We start from the raw sequence: 24,377 nt of genomic DNA, 5'->3' as shown, positions 1-24,377 counted from the left end.
TGAAAAACATATATAGCAGAATATCTCTTTTAGGGGGCTTATCATGAAATTCATTACTTTTTTCGTCGGACTAATTGTTGTTTTCTTGCTCGCTTATATTGCTAGCAATAATAAGAAGCATATTAAATTTAAACCAATTTTTATCATGCTTATTATACAGTTAATTTTAACCTATTTACTACTAAATACAGAAGTCGGCCTCATACTAATTAGAATCATTTCCAGTTTGTTTACCAAGCTACTCGAGTATGCTGCTGATGGAATAAATTTCGTATTTGGTGGTCTTGCAAATAAAGGTGAAATGCCATTTTTCCTTAATGTATTATTACCAATCGTCTTTATTTCTGTTTTAATTGGCATATTACAACATTTCAAAATACTACCATTTTTTATTCATTGGATCGGGTACTTTCTTAGTAAAATAAATGGTCTTGGGAAATTAGAATCTTACAACGCTATTGCCTCTGCCATTGTCGGCCAATCAGAAGTTTTTATTACAGTGAAAAAGCAATTAGCTCAAATTCCAAAACACCGTCTTTATACACTTTGTGCCTCTGCTATGTCAACCGTATCTATGTCTATCGTAGGTGCCTATATGACAATGATTGAACCTAAATATGTAGTAACTGCACTCGTTCTCAATTTATTTAGCGGTTTTATTATCGTACTCATCATTAACCCTTACGACGTTAAAGATGACGAAGATATTTTAGAAATCAAAGGTGAAAAACAAAGCTTTTTTGAAATGCTTGGAGAATACATTCTTGATGGTTTTCGTGTAGCCATTGTTGTCGGCGCTATGCTCATCGGATTCGTCGCATTAATTAGTTGTATTAATGACCTGTTCCTCATTATATTCGGTATTACGTTCCAACAATTAATCGGCTATGTATTTGCACCTATCGCATTCCTTATCGGTGTACCAAGTTCTGAAATTGTCGCAGCTGGCAGCATTATGGCAACGAAGCTTGTAACGAATGAATTTGTTGCAATGATGGACCTCAGTAAAATTTCTAATAGCCTTTCTCCCCGTACAGTTGGTATTATTTCTGTTTTCCTTGTGTCTTTTGCCAATTTCTCTTCCATTGGTATTATTTCAGGTGCGGTAAAAGGACTAAACGAGGAACAAGGAAACGTTGTTGCGAGGTTTGGCCTTAAATTACTATATGGAGCTACTCTCGTTAGCATTTTATCTGCAATTATCGTAAGCATTATGTTGTAATTAGGTAAAATTTTATCATTTTCTTATCCCTATCTTTTGTATACAATAACGAATAGGTGTCTTATAAATAATCAAGACATCTATTTTTTATACATGTACAATCGCTTTTATTTAGCGTAAAATATTTTTTATGTGTTTGAATACACTTCTAAATGTATACACTTTGATAGTTTTAAAGGAGAAAAAATGATGAAATCCGACACGAACAACAATACGCGAGCCAAAAAAGGACGCTCAAAGAAAAAACGCCTACTTTGGTTCCTTCTTATTCCATTACTAATTGTAGCACTTGGAGCAGGAGGCTACTCCTTCCATATATACAGTAAAGCAAAGTCCGTCTTAAATAATGCTTATGCTGAACTAGGTCGAGGAGATAAGTCCAGTAAACGTGAAAAAGCTGTTAAACCTATGACCGACAACATTTCCGTACTTATTATGGGTGTTGATGAAAGTGAAATTAGGGAAAAAGGTTATGGAAAAGCGACTCGAACAGATGCGTTATTACTTGCAACAATTAATAAAAACGATAAATCCGTTAAACTTGTAAGCATTCCACGTGACTCACGCGTCTACATTAAATCACGTGATAAATACGATAAAATTACACATGCGCACGTATTCGGTGGTGTAGACAGCACAATTGATACGGTAGAGAACTTTTTAGATGTTCCAGTTGATTACTATGTAAAATTCAACTTTAAATCCTTTATTAAAATTGTTGATTCTCTTGGTGGTATTACTGTAGACGTTCCAGTTGAGTTCACAGAGCAAAATAGTAAAGATGAAGCAGATGCAATTCATCTTAAAAAAGGACGTCAACATTTAAATGGAGAAGAAGCATTGGCGCTAGCTAGAACTCGTCATATCGATAGTGATTATATGCGTGGCCAACGACAACAGCTTGTATTAGAGGCCATTGCTGAAAAGGCACTATCTCTTAATTCCATTAATAAAATCGGTGGCCTACTAGACGCTGTCGATAAGGATTTAAAAACCAATTTAACGTTTGATGATATGATGACAATTACAAAAAATTCAATGGATTCAAATTTAAAGATGGAAAAAATGCAAGTAGAAGGTACAGATAAATATATAGGTGGTATTTATTATTACGTTCCAAATGAAAAAAGCGTCGACACTATTTCAACTACCCTTCAAAAACATCTCGGTGTTACGAATAAAAATGAACATAAAAAATTATAATAAAAAGGCTGCTAGATCTTTCTAGACAGCCTTTTTATTATATTTTTCAACATATTTTTCATACACATTGTGACAAGAAGTGACAATTATTACAGAGATGTAACATTTTTTATGAAAACATTACACACACAGTGAAAATAATAGTATACTAGTACGTACATAATGTTATTTTCATCATTTTTATACAAAAAATGTAATACATATATTTATACATAAATTTCTGGGGGGAAATAAATGAAGCTAAGTAAAATACTGATTGGTTCTGCAATTGCTGGGGGCATATTACTTTGTGTAGGCGGTGTTGGGGGATATCAATATGTATCCAAATTAAATAATCAATTAGATACTACTGCATTACCAAATACTACATTTGAAGGTATTTCTCTCGAAGGAAAAAATAAGAAAGATATTCAAGCAATTATTAATCAAAAGGTAACTGAGTTAGATCAAAAATCCCTTACCTACATATTCCAAAACGATAAACAAACTTACACATGGAAAGATTTAGGGATAAATTATAAAGAGAAAGATATTATTGACAAAATCTTCAAAGAACAAGAAGGAAACGTAATGGATCGTTACAAAATGCGTAAGCAAGCTGAAAACGGTGAATTAAAACGTGACTATAAATTAACACCACAATTAAATGCAACAGCTTATGAAACCTTTATAAAAGATAAATATAATGAAACATTAAAAAATCCTGTTAATGCAGAATTGAGTATTGAAGGCTCAACAGTAAATGTTAGTCAAAGCCAAAACGGAGAAAAAATTGATAAAGGGAAACTAAACGATTTAACAAACGAAGCTATTACTACTGGTAAATCAGATGTTACATTGCCAGTTACATTTATAAAACCAGAACGTTCTACAGAAGACATACAGAAAATGGGTATTAAAGAAGTCATCGCTGAATATTCTACTCCAATGGCCGGCCGTAACGGAAATCAATCATTTAACGTAAATAAGTCAGCCAATACTTTAAGTGGGGTTATTGTCGCACCTGATGAAACGTTTAGTTTTAACGGCCGCGTTGGCGTAACTGATGCTGCACATGGTTACAAATCTGCAGCAGTATATTCACAAGGTAAAGTAATACAAAGTGCAGGCGGAGGAGTTTGCCAAGTCAGTAGTACTTTATACAGCGCAGCTTTAAGGGCAGATTTAGGCATTGTTTCTCGAAGCAATCATTCTATGCCGGTAAATTATTTACCACTTGGGCAAGATGCAGCAGTAGCAGATTATGGTCCAGATTTAAAATTTAAAAATAATACGGGCAATCATATTTATATTCAAGCATTTTCAAATGGAGGTAGTATTACTACACGCATTTTCGGTACAAATACTGGTAAAAATGTTGAAGTTTCTTCCCAAGTAATTAGTAGGACTAGTGATAAAATCACAGCGGTTACGTATAAAAAAGTAACACAAAACGGGGCAGTAATATCAAATGGACAAATTTCAAAAAGCGTATATAAAAGCGCTCCAAAAGAATAGATAATATCAACCGAATAGCATAAAGAAAAAGGCGTGATTTAATCACGCCTTTTTCTTTTGCAGTAATAGTAAAAAAGTTTCAAGATGGTCTTTCGTTTCTTCTAAAGACCACATACGATTCCCTTCCTTCGCAGCTAATACACACGCCTCTTCCCACACGTTCTTTTTCTTCATATTTATTAATTCATCACGTAATTTCAAAACGATTTCTTCGTCTTCTTGTTCAATAAACTCTTCCATCACGCTTACTATTTCATCCTCATGAATACTTAACGTACAGTACGATTTAAGAAAGTATTGTAATGTCGTATACATAATGTACTCCCCCTTCTTATTTATCAGATGGATAAGAAGTAATAATCTTAAACCCTAATTCTCCTGACTTATCTCTTGCTAAAACAGTAACAGTTTTTACCAACTTGTCTTTTACACTCATATTTTTCTTTATTACCGTTTTTCCAACCGGGAATGAATGTGTTGTATTTAATACGAGACGAGCCTCTTTAGAATTTTTTAACCAGTCTTGAATTTCCTTATCATGCTGCTTCAAACTATCTTTTACAGCTTTCGTTGCTGTTTCCTTGTCATAGTATGTACTTGCTGCTGATACTTTATCTGTCTTCAAGCGATTCTTCAAATCTTCTTCTGATTTGCCTACATGTCTTTCAATCGTATGACCATTTTTAGGTGGCCCTTCCATTTCATCTAAAATATTATCACTAATTTTTTCTACTGATGTCGATTGATTCCCTGTTTGTTTCTCTGTTTTTTGTTCTTTTCCTGCACATCCACTTAAGATCAGCATTAGTGCCAATAAACCACTCAAGAAAAGACTACTTATTCGTTTCATCATATCACCTCTTTCATGATTATTATCGCAACTTCACTAAAAGTCAATTTCACAACGAAAAAATCTATCAGTTTTCATTTTTTTCATCTATTTTTCCATATTTACCCGCGCAATTTCATCAATCCTCTATTTTTCGACTTTTATAATATATACCCCCTATATTTTATGATTATTTCCCATATAAAAACAATGATAATATAACTATAAAACTCTTTCATACAAAGGTTTTTATAGTGTTTTTCAAAACATTTTAAAATACCCCTGTTTTTATATACCCAATACCCACATAAGGTATAAAGACCCCTTCTTATCAACGTTTTTCTACATTATGTAAATTTACCCTTGCCTATACAAACGAAATATGGTGTAATGCAAAAAAAGATAAAGGATTTTAAACAATGGCTGAAACGATTCAAAATTTCTTAACAGAATACTATTCAATCGCAATTCCACTTAGTATCTTAATTAACATCATCATTAGTCTTTTAGGCGTTATTCCTAGCATCTTTTTAACCGCCATTAATATACAGCTCTTCGGTGTAACAAATGGCACAATCATTTCGATCGCAGGTGAGGCCTTAGGGGCTATTATCTCGTTTTATATTTACCGCATAGGCCTTCAAAAGTTCACTCACGATAAAGTAAATAAGTACCCAAAGGTAGAGCGTCTTCTTTATGTACAAGGTAGAGAGGCCTTTCTACTCGTTCTATCGTTTCGATTGATACCTTTCATCCCATCAAGTATCGTGACTTTATTTGCAGCTCTAGGGAAAATGTCATTACTCTCCTTCAGTATTGCCAGTACAGTAGGTAAAATACCGGCATTATTGATTGAAGTATATTCGGCATACCAAGTCATGAACGGAACAAATGAAGCGAAGTGGATTGTGACAATCGCAGGTTGTATCGGATTATATTATTTGTGGAAAAAATGGAGAAAAAAATAAAGAAGGAGCCTATGCTCCTTCTTTATTTTTGAGGTATTTTATTAATAGCTATCCTTTAAATCCTTAGTTAATACCAACAGCACTAAACGATTGCTTAACTGCCGCTACTTCCGCAGAAGTCGCACCATATAAATCAGCTGCAGCTTGTACTGCACCAGCACGAGCTTGGCTAAATGTAGTAGATTGCGTGAAATATTGTGTGTTTGCACGGTAATAAATTGCACCTAACTTATCTTTACCAATGCCCGTTACAGTTACACCCGAATGCGTACCACCATTTGCTAATAAATAAGCTTGTTTATTAATGATACCACTGTTTGTATGAACCCCACCGTTATCACTAGTACCAGTGTAACGCTTAGAATAATGGTCTGGGTCACCATATTTCGCTGGATCACTCATAGAGCGAAGCGCATCTCCTGCTTTACCAGGCGTGTAAATATCTTCACCAATCTCCCAATCTGGGTTACGGTTATCATAGAATTCTACTAAAGTACCAAAGATATCAGAAATCGCTTCATTTAACGCTCCTGATTCATTTTGATAAATTAAGTCCGAGCTATTTTCCGTAACAGCATGCGTTAATTCGTGACCAATTACGTCAATTCCACCAGATAATGAAGTGAATGTTACACCATCTCCATCTCCGTATACCATTTGTGAGCCGTTCCAGAATGCATTATTATACTTACTTCCGTAATGAACTGTTGATTTTAACGGTGCCCCTGCATCATTAATAGAGTTTCTATTAAATGTAGCTTTATAATAATCATATGTTTTACCTGCATAGTAATGAGCATCTACTGCCGCTGCATCATACGCTGCATTGAAAACATTATCTGCATCTACCCATAAAGTTCCTGGCAATGTAGTACGATTTTTCGCATCATATGTGAAAATCGTTGCTCCGCGCGTATTATCTTGTAAGTAGTAAGATGAGCCAGATAATGTTGTATTGAGTGATTTCGTATCTCCTAATACACCTTTACCAGTTCCTACTTTATTTGTTCCTGTTACAGGTTTTACTACTGCTTTCGCATCCTGTTTAGGAGCCTCTTGCTTAATTGGTGATTTATCTTCATTTGCTACATGATCCAATTTATTATATTTATTTAATACTTTACCGCTGTCTGCTTCAATGAAATAGTAGTAGTTTCCTGGACTTGGATCTAAGAAATTTAGATTTACAACATATGCATATGTTGTTTCTTCACCATTTTGATATACATATAAGTCCGCTTTTGGTTCTACCTCATATTTCGGTGTTACCCCTAAATCTTGCTGCGCGATTTCAATTGCTTTTGCGCCTTCAATCTTATTTTTATTTTTTAACTTTTCCTTTTTGTCTAAATCAGGTGCAACTGTTCCAGACAATACTTTTAAAGAACCGTCTTTACTTACGTGAGCTACTTGAGTAGAACCCCATACAGGTACTCCTTCGTAGACTTGTTGCATACGTACTACTGTTGAATCAGTTACAGCATCTTTCTTCACTTGTTTCACTTTGAAAGAATCTTGCGCACTCTTTTCCCCTAGCTTGTAATCACCTTTTGCTGCGTTTAAGTAATCAAACACAACAGATTCTGCTTTCTTACCAGTCGCTCCAGTTAGATCACCAGAAATAAACTCAGGTGACTGCACTGTCTCATTGTACTTCTTCGTAGAGAGTACATTTTTAGAATCCGCAAATGCAGAGCCTGTCCCTCCAAACGTTGTAACTGCCATTCCTGTCGCTAACACTAACGCTAAACTTTTCTTTTTCATGAACCTTCCCCCTAATAAAAATTTTTTTTGAAAAAGAGTAGTTTCATATTAGCATTATGTTTCCACTATTAATATACTAAAAATTCAAATAATTATTTTCTCAAGTTTTGTAGAATTTTGAGGAACAAATATTGAAAAACCCCTTTCCGATTGGAAAGGGGTTTCTTCATTATGAATTAATTTGTTCAACGGTTTTAGCTTCTTGACCAAGGACATCTGGTTTCCAAGCATACTGAATATCTAATACTATCGCCGCAATTGACATAATTACAAATGTTCCTACAATAAACTTTTTCATAATCTCACTCCTTTTTATTCTTCTAATAATTTTATTGCTAATTTATAATAATAATTACTTTCTTTAAAATCTGCGCATTCTTCTAAGTACTCCGCCAACTCTAAATATATAGTTTTCAAATCTTTTATATTGTTTTCAGCTTTAAAAAAAGGAACTACCTCTGTTTCCAAAAACCTTTTATAAGTATCTCTTTTTTCAAAATACTTATATTGTAAACTTAATAGTAAATATAACATTCCTTTGTATCTTTCAGCTTTCTTTGCAGCAAAAATACCTTTTTCAATCCATTTCTTCGCGTCTTCAAATTCTCCCAATTGAATACATTGTAAGGATAGTTCATACATAGCATCAATATAATTCATATCCTCTTCTTTTTTATACTTTAAACATTCTATATAATACTCTTTTGCCTTCACATAATTCTTTTGACGGTAATACAAATAACCAATATTATTTAAAGCGATTGACATAATATTATCTTTATCCGCAAAAGAATTTGCTTCTCTTAGAATATGATTATAGATTTCCATCGCTTCATTATATTGTTTTTTTCGAGTATAACTAAATGCAATTAGAAATTTACAATTAATTATATTTCTAAACTTATACTCACTCTTAAAGCCTTCTAACGCAACATTGGCAAAGTATAAAGTCATGTGGTCTATTTCCATCTGACTATATGTGAGCGCTAAATTATAATATATCCCCGTTTCATAATAGCCCAGTGCCTTCGCCATGGTTTCCGTTTGCAGTAAGTACTCCAAAGCCTGTGTATATTTATACTGTAAAGAATATAATAACGCCCTACTATACGTATAAAGCATTTTTTGAAATGGTGAATATTTTTTATACACCTTTTTCAACTTATCCAATTCTTCTTCAAGAGCTACTAAGTCCCTTTTCATAATTAAATATCGCGTATACAGCAGTTTATAATAATTTATAATTTCAAAATCCAACACATGCTTCATTTCACCTTGCAACTCTTCATATATACGTTCTACTTGTTGCTTGTCTAAATGAACTAGTGCATTTAACCATTCATCCAGCTTCCCCTTCACATCTTCTTCTACATCTCTCAAATCCGTCACGGCAATTTCTAGTCTTGTGCAGAGCAATTGTAGAATTTCTTCTGATGCTTCGATCTTTCCATTTTCAATCTTACTTAAGTATGAGACAGAACAAATGCCCTGACATAATTCTTCTTGTGTCATTTTTTGCTGAAGCCGTTTGTAAAAGACTTGTTTGCCTATTTTTTCTAATGTTTGTTGCATTGTCCTCCTCCATTCTCATTACCCCATTACTCTAATAATACATAAAATCTGGAGAAATATAAATTGATAAATATAAATTTTCTAAAAAATATGCATAATTTCATTTTTTTCTCTCTTGACTTCACTTCAATATCTCTTCTTTGCTACGAATGGTGAAAAATTGGTATACTATAACCAAATTATGGAGGTGTTCTCGCGATGACTCATTATAAAGACGATAGTTATGCCTTACATACAGACCTATATCAAATCAACATGGCTTATACATATTGGAAAGATGGTATTCATAATCGCCGTTCTGTTTTTGATTTATATTTTCGAAAGCTTCCATTTGAGAACGGCTACGCTGTTTTTGCTGGCCTTGAGAAAATTGTAGAGTACATAGAAAATTTCAGTTTTACTGAAAGCGATATCGCTTATTTAGCAGAATTAAAATTTGAAGAAGAATTCCTTCATTATTTACAAAATATGAAATTCACTGGGACGATTCGCAGTATGCAAGAAGGTGAAGTTGTATTTAATAACGAGCCTTTATTACGTGTTGATGCACCACTGGGTGAAGCACAAATTATTGAAACCGCCCTCTTAAATATTGTGAATTACCAAACATTAATTGCAACAAAAGCTGCTCGTATGAAACATGCTGCAAGTAATGATGAGCTTTTAGAGTTCGGCACAAGACGTGCCCATGAGTTCGATGCCGCCCTTTGGGGGACACGCGCTGCCTTTATTGGTGGTTTCTCCTCTACAAGCAACGTTCGTGCTGGGAAACGCTTCGGGATCCCTGTAGCTGGCACACACGCTCACTCTTTCGTTCAAGCATATCGCGATGAATACGTTGCGTTTAAGAAATACGCTGAAACTCATAAGAAGTGCGTCTTTCTCGTTGATACATATGACACATTGAAATCTGGTGTTCCAAATGCAATTCGTGTTGCAAAAGAATTTGGGGATCGTATTGATTTCTATGGTATACGTCTTGATAGTGGTGATATGGCTTATTTATCGAAAAAGGCACGAAAACTACTAGATGAATCAGGGTTTACAAATACAAAAATTATCGCTTCTAGCGATTTAGATGAATACACAATTATGCACCTTAAATCTCAAGGGGCAAAAATTGACGTATGGGGCGTTGGGACGAAATTAATTACGTCCTTTGAGCAACCTGCATTAGGGGCTGTTTACAAACTAGTTGCAATTGAAGATACTGACGGAAAATTAAATGATACGATTAAAATTTCATCTAATCCTGAAAAAATTACCACTCCAGGACTGAAACGAATTTATCGTATTATCAATCGGGTTAACGATCATGCAGAAGGCGATTATATTGCGTTAGATTCTGAAGAACCTGGAAAAGAAGAGCGCTTAAAAATGTTCCATCCAGTTCACACATATATAAGTAAATTCGTAACAAACTTTGAAGCCCGTGAACTCCATAAAGACATTTTCGTTAACGGCGAAAGAACATATGAACTACCAAGTATATTAGATATTCAACAATATAATGAACAGAGTCTCGCTCTATTTTGGGAAGAATACATGCGAACTTTAAATCCCGAAGAGTATCCTGTCGATTTAAGCCAAGAATGTTGGGATCATAAAATGAATTACATTCAAACTGTTCGAGAACAAGTTGAAAAAAACATACAAAAGTAAACAGAGAAGTTTCTCCTTCTCTGTTTTTTCAATACTATATGGATATTTGTAAAAAATATATTAAAATAATACGACGAATGTTTTTTATTTGTAAATTTTAATATTATATTATTTAAAAGTAAAATAATATTTGATATTATTTTATTAAATCAATTTCAACAAAATAACCAATAAAAAAGAGGACGCAGGTTGCGTCCTCTTTTTTATAAATCTTTCACTCGTAATACACGCATTGCATTTAACACTGCAAGTAGTGTCACACCAACATCTGAGAAAACAGCTTCCCACATTGTTGCAATACCAAAGGCACCAAGTAATAGAACGATCCCTTTTACACCTAAAGCAAAGATGATATTTTGCCACACTATACTTCTTGTGCGTTTTGCAATTTTTACAGCTGTCGCAATTTTTGAAGGCTCATCAGTCATAATAACGATGTCTGCCGCTTCAATTGCTGCATCTGATCCTAAACCACCCATCGCAATACCAACGTCTGCACGGGCTAATACTGGTGTATCGTTAATACCGTCACCAACGAAGGCAATTTTTTCTTTTCCATGCTTCGCTGCATCAATTTTTTCAATCTCTTCTACTTTTTGTTGCGGTAGTAATTCCGCATGAACTTCATCTAAGCCTAATTCTTTACCGACAGCTTCACCAACTGTTTTTGCATCACCAGTTAACATTACTGTCTTTTTAATACCTAGTTCTTTTAACTTTTGAATCGCTTGTTTCGAATCCTCTTTTACCTCATCAGAAATAACAATATAACCTGCATATTTTCCATCTACAGCAACGTGAACTAATGTACCTACTGTTTCTGGTTGTTTAAATTCAATATTTTCTTTTCTCATTAATTTTGCATTACCTGCAAAAATTTCTTTTCCTTGTACTTTTAAGACTGTACCGTGACCAGAAATTTCGTTATAATCATCGATTATTTTTTCATCAATTGATTTTCCATATGCCTTTCGAATAGATTGGGCAATTGGATGGTTAGAATACACTTCAGCAAATGCCGCATACTCTAATAACTCTTCGCTTGTAGTACCTTCGCTCGGTTCCATTTTTGTAACTTTGAAAACACCTTTTGTTAATGTTCCTGTTTTGTCAAAAACAATATATTTTACATCATTTAAAGCTTCTAAATAGTTACTACCTTTTACTAACACACCACTTTTAGATGCACCACCGATACCTCCAAAGAATCCAAGAGGAATGGATACAACTAACGCACATGGACAAGAGATTACTAAGAACACTAAAGCTCTATAAATCCACTCAGAGAATGTAGCCCCTTCTAAAATAAGCGGTGGAATAAACGCCATGATCGCCGCTGTAATAACTACAACTGGAGTGTAGTAACGCGCAAACTTCGTAATAAAGTTTTCTGTTGGTGCTTTTTTACTGCTTGCATTTTGAACTAAATCTAAAATTTTCGATACAGTTGATTCACCAAACTCTTTTGTAACTTCAATTGTTAATACACCGTTTTGGTTCACAAAGCCACTTAATACATCATTTCCAACTTCAACTTCACGTGGTACAGATTCACCAGTTAATGCTGAAGTATCTACCATTGATGTTCCTTCAATTACTTTTCCGTCTAATGGTACTTTCTCACCTGGCTTAACGATAATATAATCGCCAATTTGTACATCTTCTGGTGATACTTGTTTCGTTTCATTCCCAATCTTTACATTCGCATAATCAGGACGAATATCCATTAATGAAGTAATTGATTTTCGAGAGCGGTTTACCGCAATGCTTTGGAATAGTTCTCCTACTTGATAAAATAGCATTACTGCTACGGCTTCTGAATATTGCTGAATTGCAAAGGCTCCTACAGTTGCAATTGCCATTAAGAAGTTTTCATCAAATACTTGGCCGCGAGTTATGTTTCTTACCGCTCTCCAAACGATATCTCCACCTATTAATAAATAAGCAAGGACGAATAACGGAATTGTTACCATTTGTGGTAAGCTCGCTAATGCAGCAATTGCTGTCAAAATTCCGCCGACCACTAATCTCCCTACCATCTTTTTCACGTTTGCTTCACCATGATCGTGACTATGTCCGTGGTCATGACCGTTCTTCTCTTCACGAACAACTTTCACATCTGGCTCTAACTTTTGAACGACATTTGTTATATTTGCTACAGTTGCTTCTAGTTCTCTTTTATTCGCAACTTCTACTCGTAGTTTCTTCGATACGAAATCAACAGTTGCTTCTGAGACAGCTGGCATTTCCTTCACTTTATTTTCAATTTTCATTGCACAGTTCGCGCAATCTAAACCTTCTAATATAAATACTTCTTTAGCAATTTTATTTTTTTGCTCTTCTTGCACTTTAATATGCGGTTCTAATTTTGTAACGAGTTGTTTTGCTTCCGTAACAACTTCGTTTTCTTTATTTTGTGCTGTTTCTAAGATCATTGTCTTTGTTGCGAAGTTTACAGAGCAAGAATTTACTCCTTCTATATTCCCAACACCTTTTTCAATTTTCATTGCACAATTCGCACAATCTAAACCTTCTAACATCAGTTTCTTTTTCACTAACGCTTCAGCCATCGTTCTCCCTCCTCGCGTTCTTTTTATTCTTCTTCGTTTACGTGTTCAAACGCTTGCTCGAAGATATGAATTACGTGCTGGTCAGCTAACGAATAATAAACAACCTTTCCTTCTTTACGATTCTTCACAAGTTTCGCTTGCTTTAACACACGAAGCTGATGCGAAATAGATGATTGTGTCATTCCTAATAAATAAGCTAAATCACAAACGCACATTTCAGCTTCAAATAGCGCATGTAATATTCTCGTACGTGTACGGTCACCTAATACTTTAAATAGTTCTGCTACTTTACTTAAACTTTCATCAGTTGGAATTGTTTGTTTTACTTGCTCTACAACTTCTTCATGAATTATCGTTTGAGAACATGTCTCTTGTGGTGTTTCTACTTTATTTCCAGCCATAATAGCTCACCTCTTTAATTGAACATATGAACAATCATTCATATATCTTATACTCTTATTATATGAGCGCCTACTCATATGTGTCAATGAAATCTGAATTTTTTTTATGAACATTCCGTTCACATTTTAGTAAGGCATATACATATTTTCCGCATCCTCTATATTCTCATACAAAAAAGGATGTACAATTCGCACACCCCTTTTTACTTACTTTTCATTTTTCACCGCATCCACAATTAAAGAAACAAATCCTAACTGATTATCCCGATTTCTATGGTCAAAACGTTTCGAACGATAAATAAATCCATCTTTCTCATTCCAATCATTATAGTGAAACTTACCATTCTCATCACAGTATTCTAAGAGCCTCACTTGAAAACCTGCTGATTCAAACATGGACGTGATTGTTTTATAGTTATGAACAATTTTATGGCTTGCTGCAGGATGATCTAATGGACCAGGTCCCCCCACTTGTACCCCTTGCTGATATTCTTCATCTGGAAAAAATGCATCTGGTACTGCACAACGAATATATCCATTCTCCATTAAAAACTCATAACAAATTTTTGCAGCTTCAATTCCTTCTTCATATGATAAATGCTCCCATACATGCTCTGCCAAAATGACTGATAAAGAATTAGATTGAAACTTATCAAGCCAAGTTTCTCTCCGTAATAAATTTAATTCTTCTTCATTCGTATGTAACCAACCAGGGTTATTATTATAATCCTCTGCTCCAACAACAACTTTTATTTCTTCCATTTTTCTCCCACCCTTTTTTCATATTCCGACATAAAAATTCAACAAAGTAATATACATCCCCTTTATTTCAACAAAAGAAAAAGCCTTGCGTGCTCCCTAGACGCACAAGGCTTACTGTGTTTATATCCCTTTAATTAGCTTGATCTAAATTATCCTGCGAACTTCCATCGTCTTTTAAATGACTATGTTTTTTCGAATAAACAAAGTATACAACTACTCCAATCGCTAACCAAATACCAAAGTATATCCATGTTGTTAACGGTAAATTTACCATTAAGAATAGACAACATGCAATTGAAATAATCGGTAAGATCGGTACAAGTGGTACCATAAATCCACGTTGTAATTTCGGATGCGTTTTACGAAGAATGATAACAGTTACACCAACCATGGCGAATGTTAATAACGCTCCAATATTCGCTAAATTCGACAATTCTTTTAAATCGATAAATCCAGCAATTAAAGCACTACCAATTCCTGTTAACCAAACTGAAAATGTTGGCGCTTCAGTCTTCTTGTTAATTTTCGCAAAAGATTTTGGTAATAAACCGTCACGACTCATTGCGAAGAATACACGTGTTGTCGCATAAATGTAAGCGAAAATTACAGCCATAATACCGATTACAGCTCCAATAGCAATTACACCAGCCACTTTATCTTGTCCTACAACCTCTAACACATATGCCATCGCTTCCGGTACATCTAGCTCTTTATAAGAAACCATACCCGTCATAACGAGACAAACTACAACATAAATGATTGTACAAATAACTAACGAAGCAATAATACCAATTGGTAGATCACGTTGCGGATTTTTTACTTCTTCAGCAGAAGTTGCTAATGCATCAAATCCTAAGAAAGCAAAGAATACTGCTGCTCCCCCTGCGAACACTCCACTTAAACCGTAAGGTGCAAATGGTATCCAGTTTTCTGGTTTCACGTAGAATACACCAACTGCAATGAATAAAACAACAATACCAATTTTAATTAATACCATTATGTTATTCACACGCTTACTTTCTTTCGTACCTCGTGATAATAACCAAGTTATCACTAACGTAACGATAACTGCTGGTAAGTTTACCATACCACCTTGCGCTGGAATTGTTAGCAACGCTTTCGGAATTTCAAGTCCCAGTCCACTCACTAAATTATTGAAATAACCCGTCCATCCGCCAGCTACTGCGGCAGTCGTTACGACATATACGGATAACAATGTCCATCCCATTAAATGAGCAACAAACTCACCAATTGTTGCATACGAATATGTGTACACACTACCTGAAACAGGAAGTGTAGATGCAACTTCTGCATAACATAATGCTGCAAATCCACAAACAATTGCTGCAATCATAAATGAAAAAATAACTGCTGGACCAGCATCTCTTGCTGCTACTAATCCAGTTAATACTAGAACTCCTGTACCAATTATCGCACCAATCCCTAGCATTGTTAGGTCAAATGCCCCTAGCGTTTTCGTCAAAGTTTTACTTTTACTTTCCCCTAACAATTGCGTAACGGATTTCTTTTTAAATAGGTTGGCCACGATGTATGCCCCCTTTTACTAAGAAGAGCTAAGAGGTATTATCTCTTAGCTCTTATCATGTTGTATTATATATTGTTCGATTTTGTTTTGTATAATGCTTCTATTAGCAAGATACTGTTTCTGCTTCTAATAATTCTTTAGCACCTTTGTACTCTACACCGTGAGCTTCTGCAACTGCTTCAAATGTTACATAGCCATCTAATGTGTTAATACCTTTTAGTAATGCAGAGTTGCCTAGGCAAGCTTCTTTGTAGCCTTTGTTAGCAATTTGTACTGCATATGGTACTGTTACGTTTGTTAATGCAAGAGTTGATGTACGTGGAACCGCACCTGGCATGTTTGCAACTGCATAATGAACAACGCCGTGTTTTTCGTAAGTTGGGTTATCATGAGTTGTAATACGGTCAGTTGTTTCGAAAATACCACCTTGGTCAATCGCGATATCTACAACAACAGAACCTGGTTCCATTGATTTAATCATTTCTTCTGTTACAAGTTTTGGAGCTTTTGCACCTGGGATTAATACTGCACCGATTACAAGATCAGACTCTTTTACAGCTTCTGCAATATTGTAAGGATTAGACATTAAAGTTTTTACTTGGTTTCCGAAAATGTCATCTAATTGACGAAGACGTTCTGCGCTTAAGTCGATGATTGTTACATCCGCACCTAGTCCAACTGCAATTTTAGCAGCATTTGTACCAGCTTGTCCACCACCGATGATTGTTACTTTACCACGTTTAACTCCTGGAACACCTGCAAGTAAGATACCTTTACCGCCTTTGTTTTTCTCAAGGAATTGCGCACCAATTTGTGCAGCCATACGACCAGCTACTTCACTCATAGGTGCAAGTAATGGTAGAGAACGGTTTTCTAATTGTACTGTTTCGTATGCAATCGCAACAACTTTCTTCTCAATTAACGCTTTTGTTAATTCTGGCTCTGGAGCTAAGTGTAAGTATGTGAATAAGATTAAGCCTTCACTGAAGTGTTTGTATTCGCTTTCAATTGGTTCTTTAACTTTCATAACCATTTCCATGTTCCAAGCTTCTTCAGCTGTATCAACAATTTTTGCTCCCGCTTCAACATACTGAGCGTCTGTGAAACCAGATCCTAAACCTGCACCCTTTTGAATGAATACTTCGTGATTGTTACGAATTAAATGTACAACACCTGCTGGTGTCATTGCCACACGGTTTTCGTTGTTTTTAATTTCTGCTGGTACCCCAATACGCATAATGAAATGCCCCCTTATAATTAACAGAAAAAAGAGATTCTTTTTTCTTTTTGTAATAATTAATAACTTATGTCCTTATTCTAGCATAACTTAAAAGTTATGAAAACGCTAACATATCATTTTTCTGAAGTTTATATATTTAGAATAGTGTAAATATATAAAACATTGATTCTATTAGGGGTTTCGTGACATTCCATTATCTTTCACTCAATTTTTATTATACTTCTTCAAAATAAACAGTAATCATTTATTATTTGACAATAATGTAACAATGTAAAAAACTAAGCGATAACGTATACATATACAGTTATTACTTTACTTAATACTTTAGAGATATATTCTTTTCACAAAAAAACAGCTGCTAACATTTAGCTAGCAGCTGGGTAACTTATAAATAATTTTAAAAATAAATCATCTGTCGTTTCAGTAATTTTATCAAACAAATCACTTTCTTCCGCTTCTTGCTCTTTTAACATCTTAATTGTTTCACGTGCATCTTCAGGGTAATCAGTTATGATACCATCTACGTTTAACTTATAATATGCCTTTAAATTTTCCATATCATTTACTGTCCATACGTAAATTGGTTTGTTTAACTTCCTTGCTTCTTTTACTAATTTCTTATTTAACATATATTCTTCTGCTACGTAAAAGTCAGCCTTCACATTCTTTAAGTTAGCTCTACTTGCATACAATATATACCCTACTTTTATATCTGGATTTGCACGCTTAAACTCTTTAATAAGCGGATAGTGTAACGTTTGAATTACACATTGCTTCTCAAATTCATTATCTTTAATCGTTTTTAAGACTTTGTTTACAAAGTCTTTTTCGCCCCCATGAAGCTTCACTTCTATATTAAGTTTGATTTTGCCATTTGCTAGCTTAATGATTTCATCAAGTGTACTTATTTGTCCTGAAAGTCCATCTTGACTAAGGGTAAGCTGCCTTAACTCAGCCATCGTTAAATCTGACACATGCACATTGGCATTGGCAAGACGCTTCAGCTTCAAATCATGTATAACCGCTAGTTCACCGTCTTTCGTTTGTAATACATCTATTTCAGCGTAGTCTGCTTTTGCATCAATAGCACCTTGCACAGCTTCTTTCGTATTTTCTACGCCTTTTGATATATACCCGCGGTGCGCCATAATGATCGGTTCTTTATACGAATTTGAAATAAACGTTACAATGAAGGCAACAACCATTCCCGCAGTAATAATCCCTACAATGTATACGCCAATGAATTTCCAACGATGTTTTTGGAAGAAACATTTATCTGCTTTCGTTTTCGAATAATCTAATCCTTCTTCTAATAAAACATCTTCAACCGGTACCTTTTGTAAGTATAATCGCGTAATCGCCATAATATAAAATGGCGTCACGATAAAGCTGAATAAATACAATGTGCTCGTTAAAAATACAGAAATCGTTGATTCAGCTAATAATGCAAATGTTCCTTTCGGGTTTGTAAATTCATAAACACCCCATAGGCACAATAAATATATTCCCAAAAATACGACATATACAATTCCAATTGAAATAAAAAATCCTACTAAAAAGAGTAGTACTTTAAAAAAGCTTTCCTTTACTAAATTTGCACTTTTACGTGCTGCCACGCGAAATGATTTTTGCTCTAAAACAACAATAGGTAGAACGAAAATCCATCGAAGATTCAAATACGCGACTACAGCAAAGAACGTGTAATAACCAACTTGCCCCATCGTTGTCTTAAACAGTTCTCCTGTAATAAAGTTAGGAATTTGAATTTGCGGGATTAATGCCGTTTCATATCCCATATTTAAAAGAGGCAACAATACGACAGCATATAAAATAAATCCCGGTAAGCAATATGTGAAAAGAGTAGGTAAATACGTTACCGTTTTATATAAAATCGGACGTAATTTCACCTTCTGTCTTTTATGAGCGAAATACGAAATAATAATAAGCACCGCAAATTCCGTAAAGATAAGAAACAGTGCTAACAATGACAAAATTACAATTGCTAAGATGCCATAAGGCGTCTTTAAAAATGCTAATAATTCATCATTTGTCGCATTTGCATAACCACCAAAATACAATAACTTATTAAAAATGATCCCAAATAGTGGAACAAACACAATCGCTGCTAATAATTTATAAGCAAGTTGAAAAGTTAATACATTCCAAAAAGCAAATTTAACTGTTTGAAAGGAATGTCTCATTACTCCTGGTATAGATAGTTTTTTACGGTGTTGCATATATTCCTCCAAATTCTAAAACGGTATTTGAGATGGATTCCATATTTCCAGTTCTAATCCATCTTTTTAATAATAATATATTCCGCTTAACATGAACACTCTTATACATATAATGAAAAAAGTGATGGCTACTTCCCATCACTTTTTCATTTATTCTATTTTTTCTCTAACCCTTGTCCAAATGCTTTCAAGAAGCTAAAACCGAATGTAATAGCTCTATTGATATCTGGATCTTTTAATACTTTAAAGAAATCCATCACTTTTGTTTTTTTACCACTATTTAATTCGTCTGTTGCAAATTGCAATCCTGTAACTAAACTTGACGTAATTTGCTTCGTTATTTCTGGGTCAACTGAAGATAACGCTTCTCCTGCCCCCATCATATTATTTAACGCATTTTTAACGGGTTCACGATTTAATTGCTCCACAGCGATTTTTGAAACATCTTCCTTCGCAGCAAGTAAACTAATTGCCGCATCTAATATACCAGCCTTCTGCAACTGTGCTAAAAGCTGCATCGTTTCTTCTACTGCTTCACGATTATTAGATAGCTCATTTAGAAGTTCATCTGCTACTTGCTGTTTCTGTTCTTCCTCTGTTACAACTTTCTTTTTAATTACAGTAATTTCTTTCGCCACTATCTCCGCCCCCTAGTCCACAAGTGATACGTATTGTTTTCTTTGCCATTTTTGCTGGATTTCAACACCGTTTTGCGGATTACGCTTTTTATCTCTCGGGTTTGAAGATGGTAACGGACGATTCCCTTTTTCACGTAGTACACGCATCTTTACCATCGTTTGTTTGTACGCTGGTGTACACGTATAAAGATCTGTCGCCGTTCCAGTTAAAATATTGATTGCCTCTTCATTTACCGTTGCATGCATCGGTAAATATAGCTCTTTCCCCGTTACACGATCTGTAACAAGTGCCTGTACTTTAATTTTCCCAAATGGTGATGCTAATTCTACAAGACCACCATCTTTCACATTGCGCTCTAGGGCAAGTTCAGGCGAGATTTCAACGAACACTTCAGATACTTTAGATAAAATACCAGCCGATTTATTCGTCATATTCCCTTCATGGAAATGTTCTAACATACGACCATTATTTAAAAGTAAATCATACTCATCTGGCGCTATAACTGGTGGTACCCATTCATCTAATGATAGACGAGCTAGTTTATCTGGGAAGTTAAATCCGTCCACATATAATAGTGGTGTATCGCTACCATCATGGCTACCCCAACATAAACTATTCCATCCTTCTAAACGATCGTATGTTGCCTGAGAATATAAAGGTGCAAGCGATGCAATTTCATCCATGATTTCACTTGGATTTTCATAATTCCAGTCCCCGCCAAGTGCACGAGCTACTTTTTGTAAAATCCACCAGTCTGGCTTTGAATCACCAAGCGGCTTCAATACTTCATATAATCTTTGAATACGGCGCTCTGTATTCGTAAATGTTCCCTCTTTTTCTAAGCTTGGTGCTGCCGGTAAAATAACATCAGCAAAACGAGCTGTTTTCGACAAGAACATATCTTGAACAACAAGGAAATCTAAATTCGCTAAAATATGTTGTACATGGTTGGCATTCGAATCTACTAAAGCCATTTCTTCACCCATAACATACATACCACGTAGTTTTCCTTCATCTGCCGCAAGTAACATTGCAATATTATTTAAGCCTGGTGCTTTCGGAATTGTAGTACCGTATGCTTTTTCAAATTTCGCACGGAGCGCATCATCTGAAACTGATTGGTAACCTGGAAGCCAGTTTGGTAATGTTGCCATATCACAAGCGCCTTGTACGTTATTATGTCCGCGTAATGGATATGCTCCTGCACCAGGACGACGATAATTACCCGTAACAAGCAATAGATTTGAAATTGCTGCTGAAGTTGTACTTCCTCCAGTATTTTGAGTTACACCCATTCCCCAAAGTACACAAGTACCATCTGCTTCATATACCATACGAGCCATTTCTTTCAGATTTTCTTTCGAAATCCCCGTAATTTCTTCTGTATAATCAAGCGTATACTTTTCTACCATTTTGCTATATTCATCAAAATTCTTCACATTTTCAGCTATGAACTTTTTATCGTGCCAATCTTGATCAATAATATATTTCGTAATACCAGCGAGCCATACATAATCAGTTCCTTGGCGCGGATGAATGAATAAATCCGCACGCTCTGCCATTTCATGTTTACGAAGGTCCGCCACAATTAATTTTTGGTCATGTAATTTATGAGCACGTTTTACACGCGTTGCAAGTACAGGATGTCCTTCTGTTGGATTTGCTCCAACGATAATGACAAGGCCAGCTTCCGCAATATCTTTCACTGTTCCAGCGTCCCCGCCCATACCGACAGTTTTAAATAAACCGTCTGTTGCTGGAGATTGACAATAACGGGAACAGTTGTCTACATTATTCGTTCCATATATTTGACGGGCTAGTTTTTGCATAAGATAATTTTCTTCATTCGTTACTTTCGAAGAAGAAATAAATCCAAATGCATCACTTCCATATTCTGATTTAATATGCTGCATATTGGATGCAACAACTTCAAGAGCCTCTTCCCATGAAGCTTCAACAAACATATCTCCTTGGCGAATTAATGGCTTTGTAATACGATCTTCACTGTTTACAAAATCCCATCCAAATTTTCCTTTTACACATGTGGAAATACCGTTAACCGGCGCATCTGAAACAGGCTGTACTTTCAAAATGTGGCGGTCTTTCGTCCATACTTCAAATGAACAACCTACACCACAAAATGTACAAACTGTTTTTGTTTTATTCACTTTCGTCTTACGCATCGCAGCCTCTACTTCTGAAACTGCTAAAATACTACTATATCCAGGCTCTACATCCTTTACAAAATCAATCATCGGATCTAACACATCCGGTTTCAATCCAGTCATGAATCCGGCTTCACCCAGCATTGTTTTTTCCATTAACGCATTACATGGACATACTGTTACACACTGTCCACAACTTACACAAGATGAGTCATTTATACTTACACCATTGTCCCATATAACACGTGGACGGTCTAAGCTCCAATCAATCGATATAGTTTCATTCACTTGTAAGTTTTGACATACTTCTACACACTGCCCACAAGCAATACATTGATTTGGATCATATCGATAAAATGGATGTGACATATCCACTTCACACGCACTTACTTTCGGCTCATACGGATATTTCTGTTCCTCAATTCCCATCATATGTACTGTATTATGGACTTTACAGTTACCATTATTGTTATCACAAACGGTACAATACAGTAGATGATTCTCTAATATTCGATCCATTGCCTCAGTCTGTGCCTCTTTTGCACGCTGGGACTGTCTTTCGATATGCATACCGTTCTCTAATTTCGTTGAACAAGCACGCAATAACTTTCCATTTACTTCTACAATACACGTATCACAAGTTTGAATTGGATCTACTTCTGGTACATGACAAATTTGAGGATGTTCCAAATTACTCTCGTTAAATAATTGTAGTATCGTCTTTTCACCTGATGCAGAAAATTCTTTACCATCGACGGTTACACGGACTGTCTGTTCTGCCATAGTTTCCCCTCTCCTTACAACCAACTGTACAACACAATTATGAATCCGTTTTCAAAACCGCATTACTGTACATATTTTTGAAACGCTCTACCCAAATACTTTCTTATGAAGTCGATTCTAGATGTTATAAGGTATAACTACGAAAGCTTGAAAATATCACTATTCTACAGTTCTATTATATCGTACATATACAATAATAACCAAAATAATCTGTGATCTTCTTGTTAATAGGTGTTTTTATTTTTTCCATTGTTTTATGATAAATGTGGGAGAGAAATACATATAAAAGGGGAATTAAATATGGGGCCTACGCAAGAGACTTATACAATTGTACGTTATCAATCTGGTACATTTTCAAAACAACTTGACGAGATTGTTACAGAATCTCCTATTACTATTAAATTGAATGGTGAAGAATATGTAACAGTCGTATGCACACCAAATTATATTGAAGATATGGTAATTGGTTTTTTAATTTCTGAGGGGATTATTTCTTCCTATAACGATGTTGAAGAACTATGGGTTCAAAAAGATAACGGAATTGTCCATGTAAAATCATCAAAAGTGAATCCGCTCTATCAAACTTTATATAATAAACGATACATCACTTCTTGCTGCGGAAAAGGTAGACAAGGTTTTATTTTCATAAACGATGCGGCAAAAGCAAAAGACTTACATGATATACATGTAAAAATTACTCCTGAAGAATGTTTTTACTTAATGAATACTTTACAACAATCTTCCACTACCTTTCGCCAAACTGGTGGTGTTCACAATACCGCGCTATGTGATCGAAATAATATCCTTCTATCAAGAATGGATATCGGAAGACATAATGCATTAGACAAAATATACGGTCATTGTTTACGCAATGATATATCTGTTAAAGGAAAAATTATCGCATTTAGCGGACGTATTTCATCCGAAATTTTACTCAAAGTTTCAAAAATCGGATGTGAAATTGTTCTATCTAAATCTGCCCCAACAAAACTAGCATTACAACTCGCTCACGATTTAGGCATTACAGTCGTAGGATTTATCAGAAATGAATCCTGCAATATTTACACACATCCACATCGAATTGATGGTTATCAATCAAATAACTAAAATAACTCCTCAATTGAGGAGTTATTTTAGTTATGAAAATGTAATATATTAAAGACTTGAATAGTTAATAAAGTTAATATATAATTTCATTACATATTAAAAAACAAAACATTGTAGCATATATCTTTTCATTCTTTTACAAATTAAAAGAGACTGCTAACAAAACACATACACAATCTTATAAAAGTAATGGATTTATTTTATTTGAAA

19 protein-coding genes are annotated in these 24,377 nt (G+C 34.9%); 6 read left to right on the top strand and 13 right to left on the bottom strand.

The annotated features are described in order from the left end of the window. The first annotated feature begins 43 nt into the window (after positions 1 to 43). The 3 genes from MHH27_RS03480 (at position 44) to MHH27_RS03470 (ending at position 3,922) form a co-directional block, all read left to right on the top strand. Complete coding sequence (locus MHH27_RS03480) at positions 44 to 1,222, top strand: NupC/NupG family nucleoside CNT transporter (protein WP_000668875.1); 1,179 nt, start codon at positions 44 to 46, stop codon at positions 1,220 to 1,222. A 186-nt stretch (positions 1,223 to 1,408) separates the two neighbouring features. Beyond that, positions 1,409 to 2,425, top strand: coding sequence for an LCP family protein (locus MHH27_RS03475; protein ID WP_002153524.1), 1,017 nt, complete (start codon positions 1,409 to 1,411; stop codon positions 2,423 to 2,425). A 234-nt stretch (positions 2,426 to 2,659) separates the two neighbouring features. Beyond that, positions 2,660 to 3,922: a VanW family protein gene (locus MHH27_RS03470; RefSeq protein WP_098251334.1), complete on the top strand. Its 1,263-nt coding sequence runs from the start codon at positions 2,660 to 2,662 to the stop codon at positions 3,920 to 3,922. A gap of 42 nt (positions 3,923 to 3,964) precedes the next feature. Here MHH27_RS03470 and MHH27_RS03465 read toward each other — a convergent pair whose 3' ends face one another. Then, positions 3,965 to 4,237, bottom strand: coding sequence for a hypothetical protein (locus MHH27_RS03465; RefSeq protein WP_000288806.1), 273 nt, complete (start codon positions 4,235 to 4,237; stop codon positions 3,965 to 3,967). A gap of 16 nt (positions 4,238 to 4,253) precedes the next feature. Then, complete coding sequence (locus MHH27_RS03460) at positions 4,254 to 4,772, bottom strand: RNase A-like domain-containing lipoprotein (protein WP_000822706.1); 519 nt, start codon at positions 4,770 to 4,772, stop codon at positions 4,254 to 4,256. 398 nt (positions 4,773 to 5,170) lie between these two features. On the opposite strand from MHH27_RS03460, the gene MHH27_RS03455 reads away from it, so the two are divergent. After that, on the top strand, positions 5,171 to 5,719 hold the full coding sequence (locus MHH27_RS03455) for a TVP38/TMEM64 family protein (RefSeq protein ID WP_098251333.1): 549 nt from the start codon (positions 5,171 to 5,173) through the stop codon (positions 5,717 to 5,719). A gap of 63 nt (positions 5,720 to 5,782) precedes the next feature. Here MHH27_RS03455 and MHH27_RS03450 read toward each other — a convergent pair whose 3' ends face one another. From MHH27_RS03450 to MHH27_RS03440, 3 genes are all read right to left on the bottom strand, one after another. Next, positions 5,783 to 7,483: a M4 family metallopeptidase gene (locus tag MHH27_RS03450; protein ID WP_000730376.1), complete on the bottom strand. Its 1,701-nt coding sequence runs from the start codon at positions 7,481 to 7,483 to the stop codon at positions 5,783 to 5,785. A 169-nt stretch (positions 7,484 to 7,652) separates the two neighbouring features. Then, entirely contained in the window at positions 7,653 to 7,781 is a 129-nt protein-coding gene (locus MHH27_RS03445; protein WP_000713580.1) for an NprX family peptide pheromone, read from the bottom strand. Positions 7,782 to 7,795: 14 nt separating this feature from the next. Continuing rightward, positions 7,796 to 9,055, bottom strand: a complete 1,260-nt coding sequence (locus tag MHH27_RS03440; protein ID WP_061661011.1) for a tetratricopeptide repeat protein — start codon at positions 9,053 to 9,055, stop codon at positions 7,796 to 7,798. Between the two features lie 198 nt (positions 9,056 to 9,253). On the opposite strand from MHH27_RS03440, the gene MHH27_RS03435 reads away from it, so the two are divergent. Continuing rightward, entirely contained in the window at positions 9,254 to 10,717 is a 1,464-nt protein-coding gene (locus tag MHH27_RS03435) for a nicotinate phosphoribosyltransferase (RefSeq protein ID WP_000150177.1), read from the top strand. Positions 10,718 to 10,920: 203 nt separating this feature from the next. On the opposite strand, the gene MHH27_RS03430 is transcribed toward MHH27_RS03435, so the two are convergent. The 8 genes from MHH27_RS03430 to fdhF form a co-directional block, all read right to left on the bottom strand. Continuing rightward, a complete protein-coding gene (locus MHH27_RS03430) occupies positions 10,921 to 13,287 on the bottom strand; it encodes a heavy metal translocating P-type ATPase (protein WP_340941633.1) in 2,367 nt (788 codons plus the stop codon). A gap of 23 nt (positions 13,288 to 13,310) precedes the next feature. Next, positions 13,311 to 13,688 carry an ArsR/SmtB family transcription factor gene (locus MHH27_RS03425; protein ID WP_000918378.1) on the bottom strand — a complete coding sequence of 126 codons (378 nt, stop codon included), beginning with the start codon at positions 13,686 to 13,688 and terminating at the stop codon, positions 13,311 to 13,313. A 207-nt stretch (positions 13,689 to 13,895) separates the two neighbouring features. Then, positions 13,896 to 14,450: a class I SAM-dependent methyltransferase gene (locus MHH27_RS03420; protein ID WP_061661010.1), complete on the bottom strand. Its 555-nt coding sequence runs from the start codon at positions 14,448 to 14,450 to the stop codon at positions 13,896 to 13,898. Between the two features lie 130 nt (positions 14,451 to 14,580). Next, positions 14,581 to 15,996 carry an amino acid permease gene (locus MHH27_RS03415; RefSeq protein WP_001284896.1) on the bottom strand — a complete coding sequence of 472 codons (1,416 nt, stop codon included), beginning with the start codon at positions 15,994 to 15,996 and terminating at the stop codon, positions 14,581 to 14,583. A gap of 103 nt (positions 15,997 to 16,099) precedes the next feature. Beyond that, a complete protein-coding gene (gene ald / locus MHH27_RS03410; protein WP_001219741.1) occupies positions 16,100 to 17,233 on the bottom strand; it encodes an alanine dehydrogenase in 1,134 nt (377 codons plus the stop codon). Between the two features lie 368 nt (positions 17,234 to 17,601). Next, positions 17,602 to 19,473 (bottom strand): glycerophosphodiester phosphodiesterase, encoded by a 1,872-nt coding sequence (locus tag MHH27_RS03405; RefSeq protein ID WP_001164720.1) that lies wholly within the window; start codon positions 19,471 to 19,473, stop codon positions 17,602 to 17,604. 155 nt (positions 19,474 to 19,628) lie between these two features. Continuing rightward, positions 19,629 to 20,111: a DUF1641 domain-containing protein gene (locus tag MHH27_RS03400; RefSeq protein WP_001040540.1), complete on the bottom strand. Its 483-nt coding sequence runs from the start codon at positions 20,109 to 20,111 to the stop codon at positions 19,629 to 19,631. 12 nt (positions 20,112 to 20,123) lie between these two features. Beyond that, positions 20,124 to 23,060, bottom strand: a complete 2,937-nt coding sequence (fdhF, locus tag MHH27_RS03395) for a formate dehydrogenase subunit alpha (protein ID WP_098251329.1) — start codon at positions 23,058 to 23,060, stop codon at positions 20,124 to 20,126. Positions 23,061 to 23,360: 300 nt separating this feature from the next. Here fdhF and fdhD point away from each other — a divergent pair, with 300 nt between their 5' ends. Beyond that, on the top strand, positions 23,361 to 24,167 hold the full coding sequence (fdhD, locus tag MHH27_RS03390; protein ID WP_053565276.1) for a formate dehydrogenase accessory sulfurtransferase FdhD: 807 nt from the start codon (positions 23,361 to 23,363) through the stop codon (positions 24,165 to 24,167). The last annotated feature ends 210 nt before the right edge of the window (positions 24,168 to 24,377 follow it).

Origin of the sequence: Bacillus sp. FSL L8-0152 (assembly GCF_038006365.1) — a bacterium.
GTDB lineage: Bacteria > Bacillota > Bacilli > Bacillales > Bacillaceae_G > Bacillus_A > Bacillus_A cereus.
This window is presented reverse-complemented; position numbering and strand designations above follow the sequence as displayed.

Excerpts from the sequence above, each read along its gene's own strand:
- MHH27_RS03455 (WP_098251333.1), top strand. The coding sequence starts at position 5,171 with ATGGCTGAAACGATTCAAAATTTCTTAACAGAATACTATTCAATCGCA.
- ald (WP_001219741.1), bottom strand. The coding sequence starts at position 17,233 with ATGCGTATTGGGGTACCAGCAGAAATTAAAAACAACGAAAACCGTGTG.
- fdhF (WP_098251329.1), bottom strand. The coding sequence starts at position 23,060 with ATGGCAGAACAGACAGTCCGTGTAACCGTCGATGGTAAAGAATTTTCT.
- MHH27_RS03430 (WP_340941633.1), bottom strand. The coding sequence starts at position 13,287 with ATGGCTGAAGCGTTAGTGAAAAAGAAACTGATGTTAGAAGGTTTAGAT.
- MHH27_RS03420 (WP_061661010.1), bottom strand. The coding sequence starts at position 14,450 with ATGGAAGAAATAAAAGTTGTTGTTGGAGCAGAGGATTATAATAATAAC.
- MHH27_RS03425 (WP_000918378.1), bottom strand. The coding sequence starts at position 13,688 with ATGGCTGGAAATAAAGTAGAAACACCACAAGAGACATGTTCTCAAACG.
- MHH27_RS03440 (WP_061661011.1), bottom strand. The coding sequence starts at position 9,055 with ATGCAACAAACATTAGAAAAAATAGGCAAACAAGTCTTTTACAAACGG.
- MHH27_RS03465 (WP_000288806.1), bottom strand. The coding sequence starts at position 4,237 with ATGTATACGACATTACAATACTTTCTTAAATCGTACTGTACGTTAAGT.
- MHH27_RS03405 (WP_001164720.1), bottom strand. The coding sequence starts at position 19,473 with ATGCAACACCGTAAAAAACTATCTATACCAGGAGTAATGAGACATTCC.
- MHH27_RS03470 (WP_098251334.1), top strand. The coding sequence starts at position 2,660 with ATGAAGCTAAGTAAAATACTGATTGGTTCTGCAATTGCTGGGGGCATA.
- MHH27_RS03460 (WP_000822706.1), bottom strand. The coding sequence starts at position 4,772 with ATGAAACGAATAAGTAGTCTTTTCTTGAGTGGTTTATTGGCACTAATG.
- MHH27_RS03445 (WP_000713580.1), bottom strand. The coding sequence starts at position 7,781 with ATGAAAAAGTTTATTGTAGGAACATTTGTAATTATGTCAATTGCGGCG.
- MHH27_RS03435 (WP_000150177.1), top strand. The coding sequence starts at position 9,254 with ATGACTCATTATAAAGACGATAGTTATGCCTTACATACAGACCTATAT.
- MHH27_RS03450 (WP_000730376.1), bottom strand. The coding sequence starts at position 7,483 with ATGAAAAAGAAAAGTTTAGCGTTAGTGTTAGCGACAGGAATGGCAGTT.
- MHH27_RS03480 (WP_000668875.1), top strand. The coding sequence starts at position 44 with ATGAAATTCATTACTTTTTTCGTCGGACTAATTGTTGTTTTCTTGCTC.
- MHH27_RS03475 (WP_002153524.1), top strand. The coding sequence starts at position 1,409 with ATGATGAAATCCGACACGAACAACAATACGCGAGCCAAAAAAGGACGC.
- fdhD (WP_053565276.1), top strand. The coding sequence starts at position 23,361 with ATGGGGCCTACGCAAGAGACTTATACAATTGTACGTTATCAATCTGGT.